General features: G+C 70.8%; 15 protein-coding genes. 9 read left to right on the top strand and 6 right to left on the bottom strand.

Annotated elements, in window-relative coordinates; translation table 11 throughout:
• Positions 1–69 precede the first annotated feature (69 nt).
• Positions 70–813, top strand: coding sequence for an SDR family oxidoreductase (locus DI272_RS01625; protein WP_109493335.1), 744 nt, complete (start codon positions 70–72; stop codon positions 811–813).
• Positions 814–1,121: 308 nt separating this feature from the next.
• Here the strand turns inward: DI272_RS01625 and DI272_RS01620 are convergent, their stop codons facing one another.
• From DI272_RS01620 to DI272_RS01610, 3 genes are all read right to left on the bottom strand, one after another.
• Positions 1,122–1,622, bottom strand: a complete 501-nt coding sequence (locus tag DI272_RS01620; RefSeq protein ID WP_258314422.1) for a hypothetical protein — start codon at positions 1,620–1,622, stop codon at positions 1,122–1,124.
• A gap of 318 nt (positions 1,623–1,940) precedes the next feature.
• Positions 1,941–2,294, bottom strand: a complete 354-nt coding sequence (locus DI272_RS01615) for a nuclear transport factor 2 family protein (protein ID WP_109493334.1) — start codon at positions 2,292–2,294, stop codon at positions 1,941–1,943.
• 113 nt (positions 2,295–2,407) lie between these two features.
• Positions 2,408–3,154 (bottom strand): SDR family NAD(P)-dependent oxidoreductase, encoded by a 747-nt coding sequence (locus DI272_RS01610; protein WP_109493333.1) that lies wholly within the window; start codon positions 3,152–3,154, stop codon positions 2,408–2,410.
• A gap of 122 nt (positions 3,155–3,276) precedes the next feature.
• Here DI272_RS01610 and DI272_RS01605 point away from each other — a divergent pair, with 122 nt between their 5' ends.
• The 4 genes from DI272_RS01605 to DI272_RS01590 all read left to right on the top strand — a co-directional run bounded on the left by DI272_RS01605 (position 3,277) and on the right by DI272_RS01590 (position 9,843).
• A complete protein-coding gene (locus DI272_RS01605; RefSeq protein WP_109493332.1) occupies positions 3,277–3,885 on the top strand; it encodes a TetR/AcrR family transcriptional regulator in 609 nt (202 codons plus the stop codon).
• A gap of 257 nt (positions 3,886–4,142) precedes the next feature.
• Positions 4,143–4,805: a DUF7019 family protein gene (locus tag DI272_RS01600; protein WP_109493331.1), complete on the top strand. Its 663-nt coding sequence runs from the start codon at positions 4,143–4,145 to the stop codon at positions 4,803–4,805.
• Positions 4,806–4,810: 5 nt separating this feature from the next.
• The gene (locus DI272_RS01595) at positions 4,811–9,130 is read left to right on the top strand and encodes a WD40 repeat domain-containing serine/threonine protein kinase (RefSeq protein WP_109493330.1); all 4,320 of its coding nucleotides are present in this window, start codon (positions 4,811–4,813) and stop codon (positions 9,128–9,130) included.
• A complete protein-coding gene (locus DI272_RS01590) occupies positions 9,127–9,843 on the top strand; it encodes a hypothetical protein (protein ID WP_109500626.1) in 717 nt (238 codons plus the stop codon). The genes DI272_RS01595 and DI272_RS01590 overlap by 4 nt, the downstream gene beginning before the upstream one ends.
• Positions 9,844–9,928: 85 nt before the next feature.
• Here DI272_RS01590 and DI272_RS01585 read toward each other — a convergent pair whose 3' ends face one another.
• Positions 9,929–10,327: a helix-turn-helix domain-containing protein gene (locus DI272_RS01585; protein ID WP_109493329.1), complete on the bottom strand. Its 399-nt coding sequence runs from the start codon at positions 10,325–10,327 to the stop codon at positions 9,929–9,931.
• Positions 10,328–10,486: 159 nt separating this feature from the next.
• On the opposite strand from DI272_RS01585, the gene DI272_RS01580 reads away from it, so the two are divergent.
• Entirely contained in the window at positions 10,487–11,377 is an 891-nt protein-coding gene (locus tag DI272_RS01580; protein WP_109493328.1) for an NAD(P)-dependent oxidoreductase, read from the top strand.
• A 154-nt stretch (positions 11,378–11,531) separates the two neighbouring features.
• On the opposite strand, the gene DI272_RS01575 is transcribed toward DI272_RS01580, so the two are convergent.
• Positions 11,532–13,577 carry an NB-ARC domain-containing protein gene (locus DI272_RS01575; protein WP_109493327.1) on the bottom strand — a complete coding sequence of 682 codons (2,046 nt, stop codon included), beginning with the start codon at positions 13,575–13,577 and terminating at the stop codon, positions 11,532–11,534.
• Between the two features lie 366 nt (positions 13,578–13,943).
• Between DI272_RS01575 and DI272_RS01570 the strand changes: the two genes are divergently transcribed.
• On the top strand, positions 13,944–16,790 hold the full coding sequence (locus tag DI272_RS01570) for a SpoIIE family protein phosphatase (RefSeq protein WP_109493326.1): 2,847 nt from the start codon (positions 13,944–13,946) through the stop codon (positions 16,788–16,790).
• A gap of 160 nt (positions 16,791–16,950) precedes the next feature.
• Here the strand turns inward: DI272_RS01570 and DI272_RS01565 are convergent, their stop codons facing one another.
• The gene (locus DI272_RS01565; protein ID WP_109500625.1) at positions 16,951–17,301 is read right to left on the bottom strand and encodes an ASCH domain-containing protein; all 351 of its coding nucleotides are present in this window, start codon (positions 17,299–17,301) and stop codon (positions 16,951–16,953) included.
• Between the two features lie 943 nt (positions 17,302–18,244).
• Between DI272_RS01565 and DI272_RS01560 the strand changes: the two genes are divergently transcribed.
• Both DI272_RS01560 and DI272_RS01555 read left to right on the top strand, forming a co-directional pair.
• Complete coding sequence (locus DI272_RS01560) at positions 18,245–18,646, top strand: pyridoxamine 5'-phosphate oxidase family protein (protein ID WP_258314421.1); 402 nt, start codon at positions 18,245–18,247, stop codon at positions 18,644–18,646.
• A 42-nt stretch (positions 18,647–18,688) separates the two neighbouring features.
• Positions 18,689–19,015, top strand: coding sequence for a DUF6221 family protein (locus tag DI272_RS01555; RefSeq protein WP_109493324.1), 327 nt, complete (start codon positions 18,689–18,691; stop codon positions 19,013–19,015).
• Positions 19,016–19,074 lie beyond the last annotated feature (59 nt).

The following is a 19,074-nucleotide window of genomic DNA, read 5'->3' as shown; positions in this document are numbered from 1 at the left end:
CCCACCCCGCGGATGCCGACGGCGGAAGGCACGCTGAAAGGCACCGCACACACCAGAGGAGCACTCGCCATGCGCATCGCAGTCGCCGGAGCAACCGGGAACATCGGAGCCCGCACCGTCGCCGTGCTGGAGCAGGCCGGACATGACGTCGTGCGGATCAGTCGCTCATACGGCATCGACCTGATCAGCGGGAAGGGCCTCGATGTCGCGCTGGCCGGCGTCGACGCCGTTGTGGATGCGACGAGCTACGAGACAGCCGACCGGGACGAGGCGGTGGCATACTTCGGCGCCGCCACCTCGAACCTGCTCGCCGCCGAGGGGCGAGCAGGCGTCCGCCACCATGTGCTGCTCTCCATCGTGGGTATCGACCGGGTGGACGGCAACGCCCACTACGCCGGCAAGCGTGAGCAGGAGCGCCTCGTGGCCGAGGGGCCGACCCCGTGGACGATCGTTCCCTTCACGCAGTTCCACGACTTCGCCGCGACGCTGACGAGCTGGACCGAACACGACGGCGTGGCCACCGTCCCGCCGCTGCTCGTCCAGCCGATCGCCCCTGCCGACGTCGCCGGCATCCTCGCCGAGATCGCCACGGGCGCACCGCAGGGGCACTACCGCGATGTCGCCGGACCGGAAACACAGGACCTGGTCGACATGGCCCGTCGCACCCACGCCGCGCGCGGACACGAGGTCAAGCTGGTGCCCACCTGGTCATCGCTGCTCGGTCCGGAGATGGCGGGCGACGTACTCCTCCCGGGCAAGGACGCCCGCATCGCGCCGACCACCTTCGACGCCTGGCTCGCAGACCCCCAATAGCATCCGCCCCTGCGCGGCGGGTGATCCCGGACGGTCTGCCCTGGTTCTGGCGGCCCCGGAGTGTCGTGCACCCGGGCGCGGCCGAGTTCTACCCGCCCCGCCGTTTCATCAGCTGGCTCTCGGGCGCTGGACGTCGGCTACCCGAAGCGGACCAACTGGTCGCCCGGCGGACACGGTTGGGTACCACCCCAGCTGCCCGAGCCCACCGACAAACACCCGACTGAGCACGTTCATCCGTGCTTCGTTGCACACCTTTCCGAGTACGCCGACACCCAGCCGCAAGATTCCGGCAGGGCCACACGTCCTCGTCACGGGGCCATCACCAGCTCCCCGATCACCGTCAGCCCGACTTGAGCCGCGAGCCACGGCGCGCGTTCGGCCTCGATCTGTTTGACGTGGACGAAAACGGTGTGATCGGCCGCGGGCTCCTCCAGTTCGAGGTCACGGACGTTCACGCACAGCGTCACGAACGCACCCCTCGTGCCACCGACGCCCAGGCCCACTTCAGGAGCCTCGGGCCAGCCGTTGAAGTCCCATCGGGCTGACGCAGGGTTGTCTCTCACCGCTTTGAAGAACGGCTCCACCGCTTGGGGAGGCATGGCCCAGCCGCGCAGCCGGAGGGGAAGACACGCAGCAGGATCGTCCCCTCTCTCCGACGAGCCGTCCCGGCCCTCTTCGGCCCACCATTCGGCGTCCGGGATCACTTCCAGCAGTGCTGAAAGGACCTGTTCCGAGGTGACCCGTACCTCGAAGTCGACTTCGAGGCCTTGGAGATCGGCGATTCCGAGCAGCCGCTGGACGATGCGCATGCTCTCGGACAGGTCTGCTGTCCTCAGAATCGGTTGTGCGTATGAGTGGGACATGTTGTGGATGTTGCCACCGACACCCAAGGGCGCGGCCGGCGGTCACATCCTCGAACCCCGCGGAAAGGCTGTCCCATCGGCTGCGGTAAGGGAGCCGGGCCGTGCCGCTCGCGCCCGTTGACCCGCGCCCCACAGGGCGGCCGCGACGACTGCGCACGGGGCACGGGCGGACGCAGTGCGAAGCGTCTGGGAGCGCGTCGACGCCTGACCTGGACGTCGATCGGGACGCCGATCTGGACGTCGAACGGGACGCCGACGCGGCGGTCAGGTGGCGAACATGGTCAGGACAGTGGCGATCCTTCCGTCCCGGACGGTGATGACGTCGACCCCGTGCACCGCGGGCGCGTCGGGCGGGCCGAAGGCCCAGGCGAGTGCCCCGGTCTGGGTGTCGGCGTATCGGCGGCCGTCCTCGGTGAACGAGAAGTCGGCGGGGGCGTCGGCGAGGAGGGCGGCGGCCTTGTTCTCGAGGGCGTCGCGGCCGGTCGTGACGCCCTCCGGGTCGGAGAAGACGACGTCCTCGGTGTAGATGCGGTCGATGGCCGCGCGGCGGGATACGGGGTCGCGGTTGCCGAAGACTTCGTGGAGGTTGGCGGTGAGCAGGTCGGTCACGGCGTGCATCGTGAGTCCTTCGAAGAGGTCCGGGGCGTCCTGGTCGGCCGTGAGGCCAAGTCGGACGCCCCGTCGCAGTCATGCGTCTCGGGGGCGGGGGCCCGGGTGGTCGGTTGCGGTGGTCAGATCTGGCTGGCCCCGCCGTCGACGTATATCTCGGCGCCGGTCATGTAGCTGCTGGCCTCGCCCGCGAGGAAGAGGACGGTCTCGGCGATCTCTTGCGGGCGGCCGAGGCGCTTCATGGGCACTCCGGCGGCCAGGCCCTGGAGCAGCTGCTCGGCAGCCTCGGGGCCGCCCGCGAGGCCGCTGAGGCCGGGCGTCTCGATCGGACCGGGCGCGATGCTGTTGACCCGGATGCCGCGGGTGACGAGTTCCGCCGCCCAACTGCGGGTGAGGGAGCGCAGCGCGGCCTTGGTGGCGGCGTAGACGCTGAAGGAGGCGGCGCCCTTGGTGTCGATGTTGGAGCTGGTCAGGATGATCGAGGCGCCGGGGGTGAGCAGCGGAAGTGCCTTCTGCACGGTGAACAGGGTGCCGCCGACGTTGGTGTTGAAGGTGTCCGCGTAGTGGTCCCAGGTGATGTCGGGCAGGGCCGCGAACTCTCCGCCGCCGGCGTTGGCGAAGACGATGTCGAGGCTGCCGTGCTGTGCGATCTGCGCGAAGAGGCGGTCGAGGTCGTCGAGGCTCGCGACATCGGCGCGTACTCCCGTGGCGTGGTCGCCGATGGCGGCGACCGCCTCGTCGAGGGCCTCCTTGCGGCGGCCGGTGAGGAAGACGTGGGCGCCTTCCTCGGCGAGCCGTCGGGCGGCGGCCAGGCCGATGCCGGAGGTGGCACCGGTGACGAGGGCGGTCTTGCCGTTCAGCTGTCCCATGAGGGGTTCTCCTTTTCTGTACCGTTCGGTACTTAAGTCGTTCGTCAGTGGAGAACCGCGGAGGCGGGACGGCTATTCCGTACCGATCGGTTAAAATTTGGGGTCCGACACAGGAGGACGTCATGACGGTGCGCGGCAGACCCCGGGGCTTCGACGCGGATGCCGCACTGGACCGTGCGGTGGAGGTGTTCTGGCGCCAGGGCTACGAGGGCGCCTCGCTCGCCGACCTCACCGAGGCCATGGGTATCAACCGCACGAGCATGTATGCGGCGTTCGGCAACAAGGAGGAGCTCTTCCACCGCGCCGTCGCCCGCTATGCCGAGGCCGACATGGCCTATGCCCGCCAGGCCCTCGCCGAGCCGACCGCGTACGAGGTCATCGAATCCTTCCTCCGCGCCAACGCGGACGCGCTCACCCGCGCCGACCGTCCCTCGGGTTGCCTGTCCGTGCAAGGCGGCCTGGCCGAGGGCGGCGACAGCGGCCGCGTCGCCAAGTTCCTGGCCGACAGTCGCCTGGCCGGTGAGCGTGAACTCGCGCGGCGCCTGGCCCGCGCCGTCGAGGAGGGCGACCTGCCCGCGGGGACCGACCCGCACGCACTCGCCCGCTACGTCATGGTCGTCAGTGAGGGAAACGCCGTGCACGCGGCCGCCGGCGTGCCCCGCGCAGACCTCCATGCCACGGTCGACATCGCTCTGCAGGCGATCCCTCGGTCCCACGCAGGCGCTGGGTGACCTGCCCGGACAGCATGTCCTTGACCTGGCCACCGGCCACGGTGCCCACGCGCGAGCGGCCCGTGGCGCGGGCGCCGGCGGGGTCGTGGGGGTACGTGCCCCCTCCGGTCTCGAATCCGGACCCCGCCGCCTGCAACCGCACGGGCGACGAGGACGCCGTCGCCCGATCGCTCAACTCCCGTCACCCGCACATCCCATGGCTCACAACCGGCCGTGATCGATAGGCTGGGAAGGTCGAGGCCTGGGAGGATCCGGCAGTGTCGCTGAGCTACTACGTGTACATCTCCGACAGCAAGGTCGACATGCTGTTGCCGCAGATCGAACCCGGGTTCGGGGCCAAGCGGCAGACGGAGGTGGGTGTCAACCTCTCCGTGCTGTCGGCGAAGCGCACCACCGAGGGCCCGCCGAACGACCGGATCACGCGTCTCCAATCGGTCGTCCGATACCTCCACGACCACGGTGACCTCGGCACGGTGGACGCTCCGGGCCAGTACTTCTGGGGCTCGCTGCGGATGCGCTGGGGCGCGTTCCCCGACGACCCCGCGTCGTCCCTGGTGTTCTTCGGCGGGCGCAGCGAGAACACCCTCGTCGCCCTGGGCGGCTCGTACCGGCACGTCTACGACTACGTGCCGGACGCCGAGGCCCACGGCGTGGGGCGCTCGATGATGTCCTCCATGCTCGACGGCCTCGGGATCACCTCCGACCTGGAGGACGAGTACGTCGCCGACGCGGTGGACGGCGACCTCGACCGCGTCGATCGCGCGGCACTGGGCCGCGTTCAGGGGGCCGTTGAGCGACTGCGCTGGCCGGCGCAGAACGTCGAGTTCGTGGCGAAGCGACTGCTGCACGGCGAAAGCCCGGACGGCACCGGCAGGTCGGTGCTGCTCGGAACACCCCTGTACGCCGCCGTGGTGGACTGACGCCGATGGCCACCTGGCGCCGCGGCGACGTCATCCTGGACCTGTACGAAGTCCTGGACGTGGTGCGCACCGGCGGCCTCGGACTCGTGCACCGGGTCCACCACCGCGGCTGGGGCATCGACCTGGCGGTGAAGACCCCGCGCCCGGCCGTCGTCCGCTCGCCGGACGGAATCGGCGACTTCGTGCGGGAGGCGGAGGTGTGGGTGGGGCTGGGCCTGCACCCGCACATCGCCAACTGCGTCTACGTGCGCACCCTGGAGGACGTGCCCAGGGTCTTCGCCGAGTGGGCCGACGGCGGCAGCCTCGCGGAAGCCGTCCGCAACCGGACCCTGTACGGCGACGATCCCCTCGCGACGCTGCTGGACGTCGCGATCCAGTCCGCCTGGGGCCTGGACCACGCGCACGAGAACGACGTCGTGCACCAGGACGTCAAGCCCGCCAACGTGATGCTGACCCGGGACGGCACGGTCAAGGTCACCGACTTCGGCCTGGCACGGGCCCGCGCGGCCGGGGACGCGGAGCCGTTCGTCAGCCGGGGCGGCCTGGACCCCGCGTACTGCTCGCCCGAGCAGGCGCGGTCACCGTCCGGGCTCACCCCGGCCACCGACGTCTGGTCCTGGGCGGTCACCGTGTTCGAAATGCTCCTGGGCAGGCCGCCGGTGCGGGACGGGACCACCGCGGGCGACGCCTTCGAGGGCCATACCCGGTCGCAGACGCCGGGCGCGATCCAGCGGGTGCCGGTCGAGGTGCTGGACATACTGCGCGAGTGCTTCGCGGAGGACCCCGCCGCACGCCCCTCCCGGCTCGGCCCGCTCGCCGAGCGGCTGGTCGAGGTGCACCGGCGCGAGATCGGCCCCTATCCCCGCCGCGCCCCGTCCGCGGCCACCCTGCTCGCCGACAGCCTCTCCAACCACGCGCTGTCGATGCTGGACCTCGGCCGCCGCGACAGCGCCGACGAGCTGTGGACCCGTGCCCTGCGGGCGGACCCCCACCACCCGCACACCCGCTACAACCGCGGACTGCACCGCTGGCGGACGGGTGTGCTCACCGATGCCGAACTGGTGGACGAGCTGGAATCCGTGCGGTTCGGCGACCCCGACGACGGCACGTACCTGCTGGCGCTGGTGCACCGCGAGCGGGGCGACGCGCCCGCCGCGTCCGACCTGCTCCGGGACGCGTCCGCACGGATGCCCGACGACCCGCAGATCGCCGCCGCCCTCGCCTCGGTGCGGGACGCGCCCGCCCCGGCCCAGTCCGTGCTGCCCGGGGAACACGACGACTGGATCACCGCCCTCGCCCTGACCCCGGACGGCACGACCGGCATCTCGGCGGACGGTTCCGGCGGGCTGCGGATCTGGGACCTGGCCACGGGGGAGTGCCGCCAGGAACTGCATCTGGAGAACTACCGCGCCAAGGCACTCGCGGTCCGCGACGACGGACGCCTCCTGGTCGTCGGCGGGGGCACCGGGCGCGCGCTGGTGCTCGACCTGGAGGCCGCCACCGGGTTCGAACTCCCCGGCCACCCCAGCTGGGTGCTCGCGGTCGCGCTGACGGAGGATCAGCGGCACGCGGTCACCAGCGGGTACGAGGGAGAGGTCGTCACCTGGGACCTGGAGACCGGCGAACCCGTGGAGGGCCGGCAGTTCGAGAGCCGGGTCGACTTCCTGGGCGCCCGGGGCACCCTGTGCTGCATCGTCGACCACACACGCCGGACGAGCACGGTGTACGACGTCCGCACGGGCGCGCTGGTCCACCGGTTCGACCGCGCCTGTCTGAGCGTGCGGTTCACCGACGACGGCCGACTCGTCGCGGTCACCGACGGGAGCGCTCACGTACGACTGGCCGACCTCGGCTCCGGTGATGCCTCACGGGTTCTCAAGACCGAATACGGCCGGACAGCCCTGAACTCGGACGGCACGGTCGGCTTCTCCAGCGGCGGACGCGGCGAGCCGTCACGGGTGTGGGACCTCACCACGGGCCGCTGCCGCCTCTCCCTGGACGCCACACCCGACACCAAGTCGGTCGCGCTGAGCGGGACCGGGCACCGCGCCCTCACCGCCGAGGGCAAGACCGTGCGCGCCTGGCACCTGCCGCCCGCCGGACCACCGGCCCCCTGGAGCTACGTCCGCCCCCACCAGGCCAGGGACGTCACCGCTGCGGCCACCCGTGCAGCCGAACTGCTGGACCTCGCGGCCACGCACGGCGCAGCCGGACGCCTGGAGGAGGCGGCCGAACTGATCCGCGCGGCCCGCGCACTGCCCGGCCACCGGCGCCACACCGAGCCCGTACGCCTGTGGCGCCGACTCGGTGCACTCGGCCGCCGTACCGCACTCGTCGACGCCTGGTCCGCGGGCCGGATCACCCCCGACGACGACCGCCCCTGGGCCCTGGAACTCAGCGGGCGCAGCCCCACCGCGCTCGCCCGCGCCGGCAACTCCGAGGCCTGGGTCTTCGACGTGGAGACCGGGCAACTGCTGCACACGCTCAGCCTGCACACCGGACACCTCACCGCCCTGGCGATGACCGCCGACGGCCGGCTCGCGGTGTCCGGGGGCGAGGACGGCAGGGTCGTCGCCTGGCAGCCCCGCGACCGGCGCATCGTCCAGCTGTTCACCAGCTCCCGCGACCACGTGTACTACGTCGCGGTCAGCGAGGACGGCCAGGTGGCCCTCTCCGGGACGGCCGACGGCGTCGTCGCCGCCTGGGACATCCCCGGCGGCCGGTGCCTCGGACGGTGGGAGGCGCACCCGGGAGCGGTGCTGGACGTGGCCGTCAGCGCCGACCACCGTTGGGGGCTCTCCCGCGGCCAGGACGTCACGGTGAAGATCTGGGACCTGCGCACGGGCGAACTGCGGTGGGTGCTGGGCGGGCACGAGGAATGGATCGGCGCCGCACGGCTGAGCGAGGACGGCCGCCACGTCGTCACCGGCGGCGCCGACGCGACCGTACGCGTGTGGCGGACCGCCGACGGACAGTGCGAGGTGGTGCTCACCGGACACGCCGACGCCGTGGTCGACGTCCTGCCCGGCGCGGACGGCCGGCACCTGCTGTCCTGCTCCGCCGACGGCACCGTCCGGCTGTGGGACGTCGCCGCCGCCCGCTGCGTCCATGTGCTCACCGGGCACACCGCCGCCGTGCGCAGCCTCGCCGTCACGCCGGACTTTCGGCTCGCGGCGTCAGGCGGCGAGGACCGCCAGGCACGGCTGTGGGACCTGACGACCGGCCGGGAACTGCGGGCCTTCACCGGCTTCTCGGACGCGGTCACCGATGTCGCGCTGGCCCCCGACGGCGCCCTGCTCCTGGCCGGTGACGACCGCGGCCGCCTGCTGACCTGGGCGTTGGACTGGGAGTACGACTTCGGCTCGGCGACCGGGGTACTGCGCGCGGAGGCCGAGCCCGTGATCGACGAACTGCGGGCCGAGGTCGCCGTCGAACTGCCGACCCGTGACGACAGCCGCCCGGCGCTCGTCGAGGCCATGGCCCGCATCGGCGAGAAGCAGCAGCGCGCCGTCACCCGCACCCTGGAACTCGCCGCCGAACTGGACAAGGTCCCTTCCCGCGACGACACGGGCTACCGCCTCTACATGCACTCCGTGGCCGAGGACCTGGCGAGCCGGGAGCCCGACAGGACACCGGGCACGGCCGAGGCGTTCACGCTGCTGCTCAGACCGGAGGAGGAACTCAACCGGTCCGAGTCCTTCTGGGCCAACCACTTCGCCCAGCTGCTCCAGGACGACCTCGTCACGCTCGCCGAGGCCGCCTCCCTCCTGCACGGCGGGGGCGATCCGGTCGCTGCCGAGCGGACCTGGCAGCTCGTCGTCGACGTGCGTTCCCACCTGTGGGACGCCGGGCACGTCGACACCCAGAGCGCGATGCTCGGCTGGGCCGCGGCACTGATCGATCTGCGCCGGCCGACGGAAGCCCTCGCTCTGATCCGGGCGGTGACCGCGGAACGTGAACGGGACCTGGGGCCGGACCATCCGGCCACGCTGGAGGCGATCACGGCACTCGCGTCCCTGCTCACCGACAAGGGCGAACTGGACGAGGCCGAGCGGCTGTACGACGTGCTGCTGCCGCAGCTCGTGCGGCGCCTCGGCCCCGACGACCTCCAGACCCTGGAAGTCCGGGTGGGGCTGGCCCGTGTGCACCGTCGGCGCGGACGACACGGTGACGCGGCGGAGGCCCTGCGCGAAGTGCTGGCGAAACGGCGGCTGCGTCTGGGCGAGGACCATGCGGACACCCTCGCCGTCCAGGCCGAACTGGACAGTCTGCCCGGGGCGCTGCCGCCCAGGCCGACACGGAGGGGATGGAGGAGACGGCGATGAATGCGGAGCCGCCCAGCATCGGCGCCCTGATCACCGGCAAGGCCTTCATGGCGGACGTCGGGGCGTACTTCCCAGTGAGCATGGCCTTGCGCGGTGATGTCTTCGAGGCCGTGTTCATGATGCGGGAGGGTGACCTCGGGCACCGCACCAGGGGCCCCTACTCGCCGGAGCAGCCCCCGCACGACGCGATCGGCTGGGTCCAGCTGCGGACGGGGATGGGCATGGCGGGCCGCTTCCCCTCCTTCCGGGTCGAGGCCGGCGGACACTGGCCGCGTATCCACGTCGCCCTGTCGGGCACCTCCGTACGCGGTCTGATCGTGATGCCGGAAGAGGTGACCGCGGAGGCGGTGAACGCGCCCTACCTCGGCAAGTGGCAGGACCAGGCCTGCGCCGACATCCGGATCGGGCTGGACTACCTCGCCGAGTGGCTCGCTTCCTGTCACCACGAGGCGGGCGGCACGGCACCGTCGATCGATCTCGACCTGGTCTACCGGCCGTTCGACTACGAGGCGAGTCTCGCCAGGTACGACCTGCGGATGCGCGAACTCATCCCCCCGGTACGCCCGGTCCTCGAACTGCGTTGGCGCTCGGCCACCCCGGCCCAGCGCAGGGCCTTCGTGAAGAAGCTGAAGGGCGCCCGGAAGAGCGGCTCGCGGCTCGACCGGCGCTGGAACTACCGTCTCGGCGGCATCGAGGTGGAAGTGCCGCGCTGACGCGGCGAGATGCCGCAACTCCAAGCCGGTCGGGGCGATCTCGAAACGCTGGGGGTGCTGATGCAGAGGCCGGCGGTCACCGGCTTCACCTCCTCGTCGCCGGGTCCTTCGACGGCGGGGCCGGGTCCTTCGACGCCGGGGGCCCCGCGACGGCGAGCCCGTTCTGGCGAAGTCGCTCCCTTCCCCAGTCGCCGAGCGGGCGCAGTGCCTCGTTGAGCGCGGCGCCTGCCTCCGTGAGTGAGTACTCGACCTTCGGCGGCACTTCTGCGTAGACCTTGCGGTGGATGAGCCCGTCCTCCTCCATCTGGCGGAGGTGCTGGGTGAGCATCTTCTCGCTCACCCCGGAGAGCGCTCGACGCAGCTCGGCGAAGCGGCGGGTGCCGTGGGCATGCAACTCCCAAAGGACGAGGCCCTTCCACTTTCCGCTCACGACATCCAGCGCGGCATCGATCCCGCAGATGTAGGGACCTCGACGGCCAGGCATGCGCACCTCGTTCGGTTCAGGCAGGCGGGGATACTTACCAACTGGTGTGTACCCCACATTTTAGTTGGTACTTCCGACGGACGGTGGCGGCGGCGAAGCTGGTCAGCAAGTGATCAGTGATCAGTGATCAAACCCCGGCGTCTGCAAGGAGTTTCACGCATGCCCGCTCGCTCACCTGTCACCGTGCTCGGTCTCGGCCCGATGGGCCAGGCCATGGCCCGATCCCTCATGCGGGCCGGACATCCGGTCACGGTGTGGAACCGCACGCCAGGTCGCGCCGAGGAGGTGGTCGCGGCAGGGGCGCAACTCGCCGCGACACCAGCGGAGGCCGTCGCGGCCAGTGACCTCAGCATCCTCAGCCTGACCGACTACCAGGCGATGTGGGACATCCTGGGCGACGCGACAACGTCGCTACGGGGGCGGACCTTGGCCAATCTCAGCTCCGACACCCCGGACCGCACCCGTCAGGCCGCGACCTGGGCGGCCGGCCACGGGGCGGCGTTCCTGACCGGCGGTGTCATGGTGCCGGCCCCGATGGTCGGCACCGAGGCGGCATACGCGTACTACAGCGGACCGCGGGAGGCGATGGGCCGGCATCGGGAAACGCTTGCCCGCATCGGGACGCCGCGCTATCTCGGCGAGGACCCCGGCCTGGCCCAGCTGATGTACCTGGCACATCTCGACATCTTCCTCACCACGCTGTCGTCACTCACGCACGCCGTCGCACTGCTGCAGTCGGAGGGACTCAAGGCGAGCGACGTCCTCCCGGAGCTGATGCCGACCCTGGCCGGCATCCCGGCCATGCTGGAGGCGGGCGAGAACCCGGCCGCCCAGATCGACGCCGGCGAGCACCCGGGCAACCTGAGCACCGCGACGATGATGGGGGCCACCGCCGACCACATCGTCGCGGCGAGCGAGCAGGCGGGCATCGATCTCGCCCTGCCTCGCGCGGTTCAGCGCCACTACCTCCGCGCGATCAAGGACGGGCACGGCGGCGACAACTGGACTCGCATCATCGACGGCATCCGCACCCCACACCCGGAGGCCTGAGCCCTGTCCACCACAACCCCCACGGTGGCCAGGCAGGTGCCCGCCGGGCTTTACGGGCATCGCCTCCTGGAGCTGCTGCGGCAGCCCACCGGGAGTCAGTTCCCGGTGGAACTCACCAGCGCACGGACACCGAAGTCCAGTTGACCGGTGCGGGTCAGTTCCCCGGCGGCGGGTCCCCTCCGTCGGCACCCCAGGACAACAGTGTCCGCTTGTCGCTGGCCGCCGCCCGGTCGAGGACCCGCTGGTAATCGTCGCCGCCGAGCAGGTGTACGAGCCGCTCCTCGCACTGGTCGCGCAGCGGCGTCATCTCCGGGGTCCCGCGCTGCGGATGCCCCACCGTTTCCCAGAAGCGCCGCGACGCCCCGAAGGCGTAGGCGGCGGAGGGTGCCCGCCCGGCGTCCGTCAACGCGATCGCCAGGACGTCCATCACCATGGCGATCCCGAAGGCGTCTCCGATGTGCCGCTTGGCTCCGAGTGCCGCGCGGGCATGACGTACGGCGTCCTCTGCTCTGCCCTCCATGACGGCGATGAGAGCGAGCTGGTGGTCGAGGTACGACCGCGTCCAGTACTCGCCCAGCGCCTCACAACGGTCCCGGAGCCGGAGCGCTTCCTGCCTGGCCTGTTCCAGCCGGCCCGAGCCGGTGAGGGCGAAGACGTGGACGAGGCGGCACAACGCGCCCCCGGCGGTCAGTGGCTCACGGTGGGGGACCCCGGGCACCGGCCCGGACGGTTCGAGGAGAGCGGCCGCGGTCAGCGGGCGCCCCTCCAGCAGGTGCAGTAGTCCGCTCAGGTAGGCGGCCCTCGCATTTCCCTCGGCATCCTGGGCAGCCTGTGCCGCGCCCCGGCAGGCGTCGGCGATCCGGCGGGCGGCATCATGCTCGCCCTGCAGCGTGAGGGCGACCCCCAGGCTCCACAGCCCCTGCACCCGTCCCCTGCCCTGGCCTTCCACTGGGAGGCGCCGCATCACTCGTTCCAGGTACTGCCGGGCCTCGTACAGATAGCCGGAGCAGACCCAGAAGAACGTGACATGGCCGATCAGCTCCAACACGGCGGCCGGGTCGCTTTCCAGGAGATGGTCGGCGGCCAGTCTGATGTCGGCGTGCAGGAACCCGATCCGCCGGTACCACCGGGCCTGGGCCGGGCCGAACCACTCCTGATGGGCCCGGCGTGCCTGGTTCAGGACGTACTGGGCGTGGCGGTCCGCCGTAGCCTGCTCGTCACCGATCTCGGCCAGCCACATGCGGCCGTACTCGCGGACCGCGTCCAGCATTCGGTACGTTTCGCCCCGCCGCGCGACCACCGACTTGTCGCACAGGGCGGCGAGGGCCTGTACCGCTTCGTGAGGCGGCAGAGGTGCCGTCCCGGCGACGTGGCAGGCCGTGGCCTCGTCGAACGGACCGGGCAGGAGCGACAGCCGCGCCCACAGCAGCCTCTCCGACGGCGTGCACAATTCGTGGCTCCAGCCGATGGTGGTCCGCAGCGCTTGGTGCCGCCCGGGCACGCGCTTCTGCGGAGAGACCGGAAGGTCCACCACCGCGTGCGGGGCCACGCAGAGTTCCGCCAGTGGCATGGTCCGCAGCTGCGCGGCGGCGAGTTCCAGCGCCAGTGGCAGCCTCTCCAGGCGCTCGCACAAGGTGGCGGCCAGCCGCCCGCCGGCGTCGTCCTTCACTGGGCTCCCGGCCATCGCGGCGCGATTGGTGAACAGGGCGACCGCCTCGTCCAGGGAGGCCATCCGATCGATCTCGACCACCGTTTCACCTTCCACTCCCAGCGGTTGGCGGCTGGTCGCCAGGATCCGCAGACGGGGGCAGCCCTTCAGCAGCTCACCGACCAGGTCACGGCATGCGCTGAGCAGATGCTCGCAGGAATCCAGGACCAGCAACGCCGGGCGGTCCGCGATCCACGCGCAGATGGCATCCACAGGCATCCGCGGGGTGTGATCGGACAGGTCGAGCGCGTCCGCGACGGTGGCGGCCAGCAGGTCCGCGTTTCTGAGCGGACTCAGGTCCGCCCAGGCAGCGTCCTCTCCGACGGCCGCCTGTCCGTGGGTGACGGCATGCTGGGCCAGACGGGTCTTGCCCACCCCTCCCACCCCTGTGAGCGTGACCAGTCGCGCCTCCGTCAAGGCCGCCGCGACGCGGGCCAGCTCCTCCGCACGGCCGATGAAGGAGTTCTCTTCCACCGGAATCGTCGTCACCATGACGTCATTCTCCTGCACCGCCTGACGGGTACTCAGCCACAGCGGAAGTCAACTCTGGCCGCTGCCGCCTCACTTCGTCTCCTCGCCTGCCGGGCAACTCCCGTTCGAGGCCGTGCCGTCCGCGTCTCTTCGGGCTCTGCGGCCACACCCGAATCCGGGCGCATCCGTGCGAGGCCGCCCAAGGGAAGTACTCCACAAGGGGACAGCGTGGCGGACAGCCTTCGAGAAGAGAACCGTGAAGGGTGATCTCGTCTCCAATCGGTCTATTAAGTTCAAAACAGTTTAATTACCGCTTTCACGTCATATTGCTGCTGGTGGAGACGTAGATTCGGTCGCTCTCCCGCACCACGAGCGAGGCGACACGCGATGCGCAGACACCTGGACACGACTCCGTCCGACCACACCCCCGACGGGCTTCCCTTCGGCCCGCGCACCGTCGCTCGCGCGGAGTCCGCCACCCGGATCCTGGCCGGCCTCGGCGCGCTGCTCGGAGCGGTGGGGCTGGCCGGCTGGGCGATGCCCGCCTCCCTCCGGTCGGCCTGGCCCGGCACCGAGGGCTGGATCAAGGCCAACACCTCGCTGTCGCTGGTCCTGCTGGCCACGGGGCTCGGCATGGTGGCGGACGCGCGGCAGCAGGGACCGCGGCTCTCGATCGGCCGGAGCGTCCTGCTGTGCGGCGCCGCCATCGGTCTGGCGAGTCTGGCCGAGTACCTGTTCGGCGTGTACCTGGGGATCGACCAGTTCCTGGTTGTCGACGACACCGCGGCCTCGCTGCCGAACGTCGCCTCCCCGCCGGGCCGCATGGCCCCCAACACGGCGGTCGCCCTGCTGCTCGCAGGGTGTGGCGCCTTCACACTCACCCTGCCCCATCGACGGGCGGTGGCCGCGGGCCAGATCATGGCGTTGCTCGTTGTGCTGCTCGGGTTGCTGCGATGGTACGGACTGGCCTACCGGGTACCGGAGTTGGGCAAGGTCGGTGACTACATCGGCATGGCCCCGCACACCGCTGCGATCCTCGTCCTGCTCGGAGCGGCGATCTTCCTCGCACGCCCCTGCGTGGGGCCGGCGGGACTGGTGTGCAACGCGGGCACGACCGGCCTTCTGGGCCGTCGCATGGTGGTGACGATCCTCCTGGTGCCGCCCTTGCTGGGCTGGCTGCGGCTGGCGGGCCAGGACGCCGGCTGGTACGGCACGCGCCTCGGAGCGGCGCTGCTGGTGTCCGGACACGTCTGTGTCTTCCTGCTGCTCGGCTTCCTCGTGCTGGGCACCGGACGCCGGATCGAGGCGGCGCACTCCCGAGCCCGCAGGGAACTTCTCCGCTACCAATGGCTCAAGCAGTTCATGGAACACACGCCCGCGGTGGTGTTCGTGAAGGACCTGGACGGCAGATATCTCGCCGTCAACGCCGAGTTCGAGCGGGCCGTCGGCCGCTCCCGGGAGACCGTGGTGGGCATGCGCACCGAGGACGTGCTGCCCGCCGACTTCGCGGTCACCGCCCGCGCGGCCGACGCCGAGGTCCTCGACAGCAATCAGGCCCGCCGTCATGAACACCATGTCCCCACGGCCGACGGCATGCGGGTCTACTCCGACATTCTCTTCCCGCTGCCGGGCCCCGACGGGCGGCCCCAGGCCATCTGCGGGATCGCCACCGACGACACGCTGAGGATCGCGGCACACCAACAGGCGGAACGAGCCCACCAGCGATTCCGGGACCTCATGGAATCGGCCCCCGACGCCGTCCTGATCGTCGGCCGCGACGACTTGGTGGTGATGGCCAACGCGCGCGCCGAGGCGCTGTTCGGGCGGCCCCGCAGCCGGCTGCTGGGACTACGGCTGTCCCAGCTCGCCCCGGCGTCCCATCGCCGCAGGCACACCGCTCTGGTGAGGAGCTACCGCGCCCACGCCGCAGGGCGCCCCGTCACCTTCGACACGGATCTGCGGGGCATGCGGGAGAACGGTCAGCAGTTCCCGGCGGAGGTCAGTGTGGGCACGCTGGTGAGCGACGAAGGACGTCTGATCAGCTTCATCGTCCGCGACATCACCGAGCGCCGGCAGCTGGAGGAAGAACGCTGCCTGGCCTACCAGCAGCAGCGGCGCATCGCCTACACGCTGCAACGCAGCCTCATGGGGACACCGCCTCTGCTGCCGCACCTGCCCACAGCGCACCGGTACCTGCCCTCCGCTCAGGACGCCGGGGTCGGGGGCGACTGGTTCGACGTCATCCCGCTGGAGAAGGGACGCACCGGCGTCGTGATCGGGGACGTGATGGGCCGCGGCATCGACGCCGCTGCCGTCATGGGCCAACTCCGCGCGGCCACCCACGCCCTGGCCAAGGCCGAGATGACCCCCGCTCAGCTGATGAACTGCCTGGACACCTTCGTCTGCGAGCTGGACGACCAACTCGTCACCTGCTGCTACCTGGTCATCGACCCGCACAGCGACCGGATCAGCCTGTGCAGCGCCGGCCACCTCCCCGTCCTGGCCGCCGGGCCGGGCCGGCCGCCGCACGCCCTGGACGCGCCGGTCGGAGTGCCGCTGGGGATCGGGGACATCCCGCACCGGCAGGCCACCCATGTACTGCCCGCCGGCACCACACTTCTGGCCTACACCGACGGCCTGGTGGAACTGCCCGGCGCCGACCTCGACGACCGGATCGGCGACCTCACCGACGCTTTCGAGACCGCCCTCGAGTGCACCGGCCACACCCACGCCGGCCTCGAAGCCCTAGCGGACGACGTGCTGGGCGCCCTCATCTCCCGCCCCGAGAAGCACGACGACGACGTCACGCTGGTCGCCGTCCGCACCCCCGCCCACCGCAGCACGTCGACCGCTCTGCCGCCCGAACCCGAGTCCGCCTCCCGGGCACGCCGCTTCACCGCACGCACTCTCGCGAACTGGAGCAGCCCGGCCACCGTCACCGAAACCGCGGAACTGATCGTCACAGAACTGGTGACGAACGCGATCCGACACACGAAAGGAGACTTCCTGCTGGCGCTCCACCTGGACGGGATCGAGCTGACCATCGAGGTCGGCGACCACAAGCGAGCCGAACCGCGCCCACGCACCACCGGCCTTCTGGACGAGAACGGCCGAGGTCTCCTCCTGATCTCCGCCCTGACCGAACGCTGGGGCACCACCCCGCACAGCGGCGGCAAGTCCGTCTGGTGCACCTTGCCATGGCCGACCCCACAGCACGCCACCGACGGCACGTGACGTTCCACCGCGACCGGCACAGCATGACGACCGACCCCGCCGCCGTGCCCGATGCCCGAGTACAGCTCGGTTCTGCCCGCGGAGACGGTCCCGACGTCCGCACGGGGACGGCCACCCGCATCGGCAGTCCCCCGCGCCAGTGGGGAGCGGGAGGAGCAAGCTAGAGCAGAGCGATTGCGATGGCCAGGGCGCCGAGGGCTTCCTTCTCGGGTGGGTAGATGGCGCGGATGTCGGCCAGTTGCTGGTCGCGGGGGGCCGATGGGTTGACGTTGACTGGTCCCTCTTTGTCGAGCAGGGCCTCGAAGTCGGCGTACTCGGTGACCCGGACGACTGTGACCTCGCAGGACTCGGCGGTGTCTTTGACGCGGAAGCGGATGGTGCCGCCGGCTGCGAGGTCGGCGAGGTGGGGGTACTTCACCCGCACCTCGATCGTCTTGGCACCGGCGGCGACGAGGTCGAAGTAGACGCGGTAGAGGTTGAGTTCGCGGATGCGGGCGGTGGCGTCGGTCATGGGGCGAGGATGCTCCTGGATGTGGGTTCGGCGATCATGCGACCGGGCTGGGCTGCCGCGTACGGGCGGACGCTGTGGCGAGGGTCGGAACAGCATTGTCTCGGTGATGGATCGACGGGCGTCGAACAGGCCGACGTAGGCGGGGGAGTGGAGGGCGACGGCCGGTTTGCGGTCGGTGAAGGCGGCGCACAGGGTCAGTTCGTGGCGACGGCACCACTCGGCGAGGCAGCCGGTGAGCGCGGCGTGCCGGGCCGTGCCGCCGGTGGTGTTCCGCCGGTGGTGTTCCACAGGGAGAGGAAGACCAGCGGGCCGGTTGACCGGGCGGAGGTCGGCGTTCGGTGAGGAGGCCTTCGTCCATGGCCACGAGCGTCGGCTGACACAAAAGGCTCTGAAACGCCCTGCTGTTGTACTTCCTTCCATTGCACTTCAGGCCGGTCCCGTCATCGAGCGTCGGCCTGCTCGCCGCCGTCCCGCGCACCCTCCCCGGGCCGCCACCGTCCGCCACATCCTCGACCGGCACGTCTGGCCGGCTCCTCCACCGCCCGCCTCGAACGCGTCGTCCGCCTCCGACGGATCAGCTTGAACGCCCGCCCGCGAAACCACCTGATCACCGAAGCCGCCGTCGACCGGGTCCAGGGCAACATCGGCTTCGGAGCCATCGGCCCGGCCGCCGCCTGCTGCCGTGCCTCATACTCCGTCTGCCGTCCGCTCCCACCACCCTTGGGCCAGCGGGGCCTCGGGCCGCTGGCGGTCTTCAGGCTTGGCCGCGACCTGGCCCTGTCCTATGGGGGCGCAGGCGTGTATGTGGGCCTTTCGGCCTAAGAGGGCGGGCCCTGAGGGACCTGGTCACTGCGCGCAGGCCGGAGTGATCCTTAAGGCTTAGGTACTGTCTGTCCACGTCTGTCGGGGAGCGGACATGCAATGTGATCGTGGGTCTGCCGGTGTGGCCGCCGCCCGGATGATCGAGCTGGGCCGTGAGGAGTCTCTGGCGCTGCTGGCGGGTGTTTCCATGGGCCGTGTCGGCTTCACCCGGCACGCGTTGCCGGTGATCCGTCCGACCCACCATCTCGTGGACGGTGACTCGGTGATCATCAGCACGCACAGTGATGCCGCGCTGATCCGCGACACATCGGTGGAGGAGGTCATGGTCTATGAGGCTGATGACCTCGATCTGATCGCCCGCACGGGTTGGAGCGTGATGGTCACCGGCCGGGCGAGTCTGGTCACCGCGCCGCTGAAGGCCGCCCACTACCGTGATCTGCTCATCCCTTTCATCGACCGGGACCTGGACGAGATCGTCCGTCTGCACGCCGATCTCGTCACCGGCTACCGCCTGAACCGGTAACCAGCGCCTTGTCCGCCCACACCCGGGAAGAGGCCGCGGCTCATGGGCATCGTGACGGATCTGTCGGACTTCCTGCTTGCCCGGTGGGGCGAGGAGGAGGACGTAAGCGTCCTCTTCCACGAGGATGCGTGTCCCGCCTCCCGGCAGTCAGGGGGCGGGCAGGCGTGCGCCTGTGCCTGCCCTGCCTTGATCCGCGAGCGGATCGCCACCTACCGGCGAATCCTGGCCGACTGCGAGCAGCGCATCCGAAGCGAGCAGCAGCAAGGTGTGGTCTGGCCGTTGGAATCAGCTCTCGCCTACCAGACCATGAAAGCCTTCGCGCTGCCTTTCGAGATGCATCCCGCCTTCCAGGAGCGTTGGTACCCCTGAGACGGAGCGCCGGCCGCAGGGACAGTTCACGCCGGCACACCGCCCCGAACCGTGGCCGT

It is taken from the genome of Streptomyces sp. Act143, from assembly GCF_003143935.1.
Taxonomy (GTDB): Bacteria; Actinomycetota; Actinomycetes; order Streptomycetales; family Streptomycetaceae; genus Streptomyces.
This window is presented reverse-complemented; position numbering and strand designations above follow the sequence as displayed.

What these genes read in the sequence shown, in the direction of transcription:
- DI272_RS01555 (WP_109493324.1), top strand. Translation starts at nt 18,689, where the DNA reads ATGGGCATCGTGACGGATCTGTCGGACTTCCTGCTTGCCCGGTGGGGC.
- DI272_RS01625 (WP_109493335.1), top strand. Translation starts at nt 70, where the DNA reads ATGCGCATCGCAGTCGCCGGAGCAACCGGGAACATCGGAGCCCGCACC.
- DI272_RS01595 (WP_109493330.1), top strand. Translation starts at nt 4,811, where the DNA reads ATGGCCACCTGGCGCCGCGGCGACGTCATCCTGGACCTGTACGAAGTC.
- DI272_RS01605 (WP_109493332.1), top strand. Translation starts at nt 3,277, where the DNA reads ATGACGGTGCGCGGCAGACCCCGGGGCTTCGACGCGGATGCCGCACTG.
- DI272_RS01590 (WP_109500626.1), top strand. Translation starts at nt 9,127, where the DNA reads ATGAATGCGGAGCCGCCCAGCATCGGCGCCCTGATCACCGGCAAGGCC.
- DI272_RS01570 (WP_109493326.1), top strand. Translation starts at nt 13,944, where the DNA reads ATGCGCAGACACCTGGACACGACTCCGTCCGACCACACCCCCGACGGG.
- DI272_RS01615 (WP_109493334.1), bottom strand. Translation starts at nt 2,294, where the DNA reads ATGCACGCCGTGACCGACCTGCTCACCGCCAACCTCCACGAAGTCTTC.
- DI272_RS01580 (WP_109493328.1), top strand. Translation starts at nt 10,487, where the DNA reads ATGCCCGCTCGCTCACCTGTCACCGTGCTCGGTCTCGGCCCGATGGGC.
- DI272_RS01610 (WP_109493333.1), bottom strand. Translation starts at nt 3,154, where the DNA reads ATGGGACAGCTGAACGGCAAGACCGCCCTCGTCACCGGTGCCACCTCC.
- DI272_RS01585 (WP_109493329.1), bottom strand. Translation starts at nt 10,327, where the DNA reads ATGCCTGGCCGTCGAGGTCCCTACATCTGCGGGATCGATGCCGCGCTG.
- DI272_RS01565 (WP_109500625.1), bottom strand. Translation starts at nt 17,301, where the DNA reads ATGACCGACGCCACCGCCCGCATCCGCGAACTCAACCTCTACCGCGTC.
- DI272_RS01575 (WP_109493327.1), bottom strand. Translation starts at nt 13,577, where the DNA reads ATGGTGACGACGATTCCGGTGGAAGAGAACTCCTTCATCGGCCGTGCG.
- DI272_RS01620 (WP_258314422.1), bottom strand. Translation starts at nt 1,622, where the DNA reads ATGCGCATCGTCCAGCGGCTGCTCGGAATCGCCGATCTCCAAGGCCTC.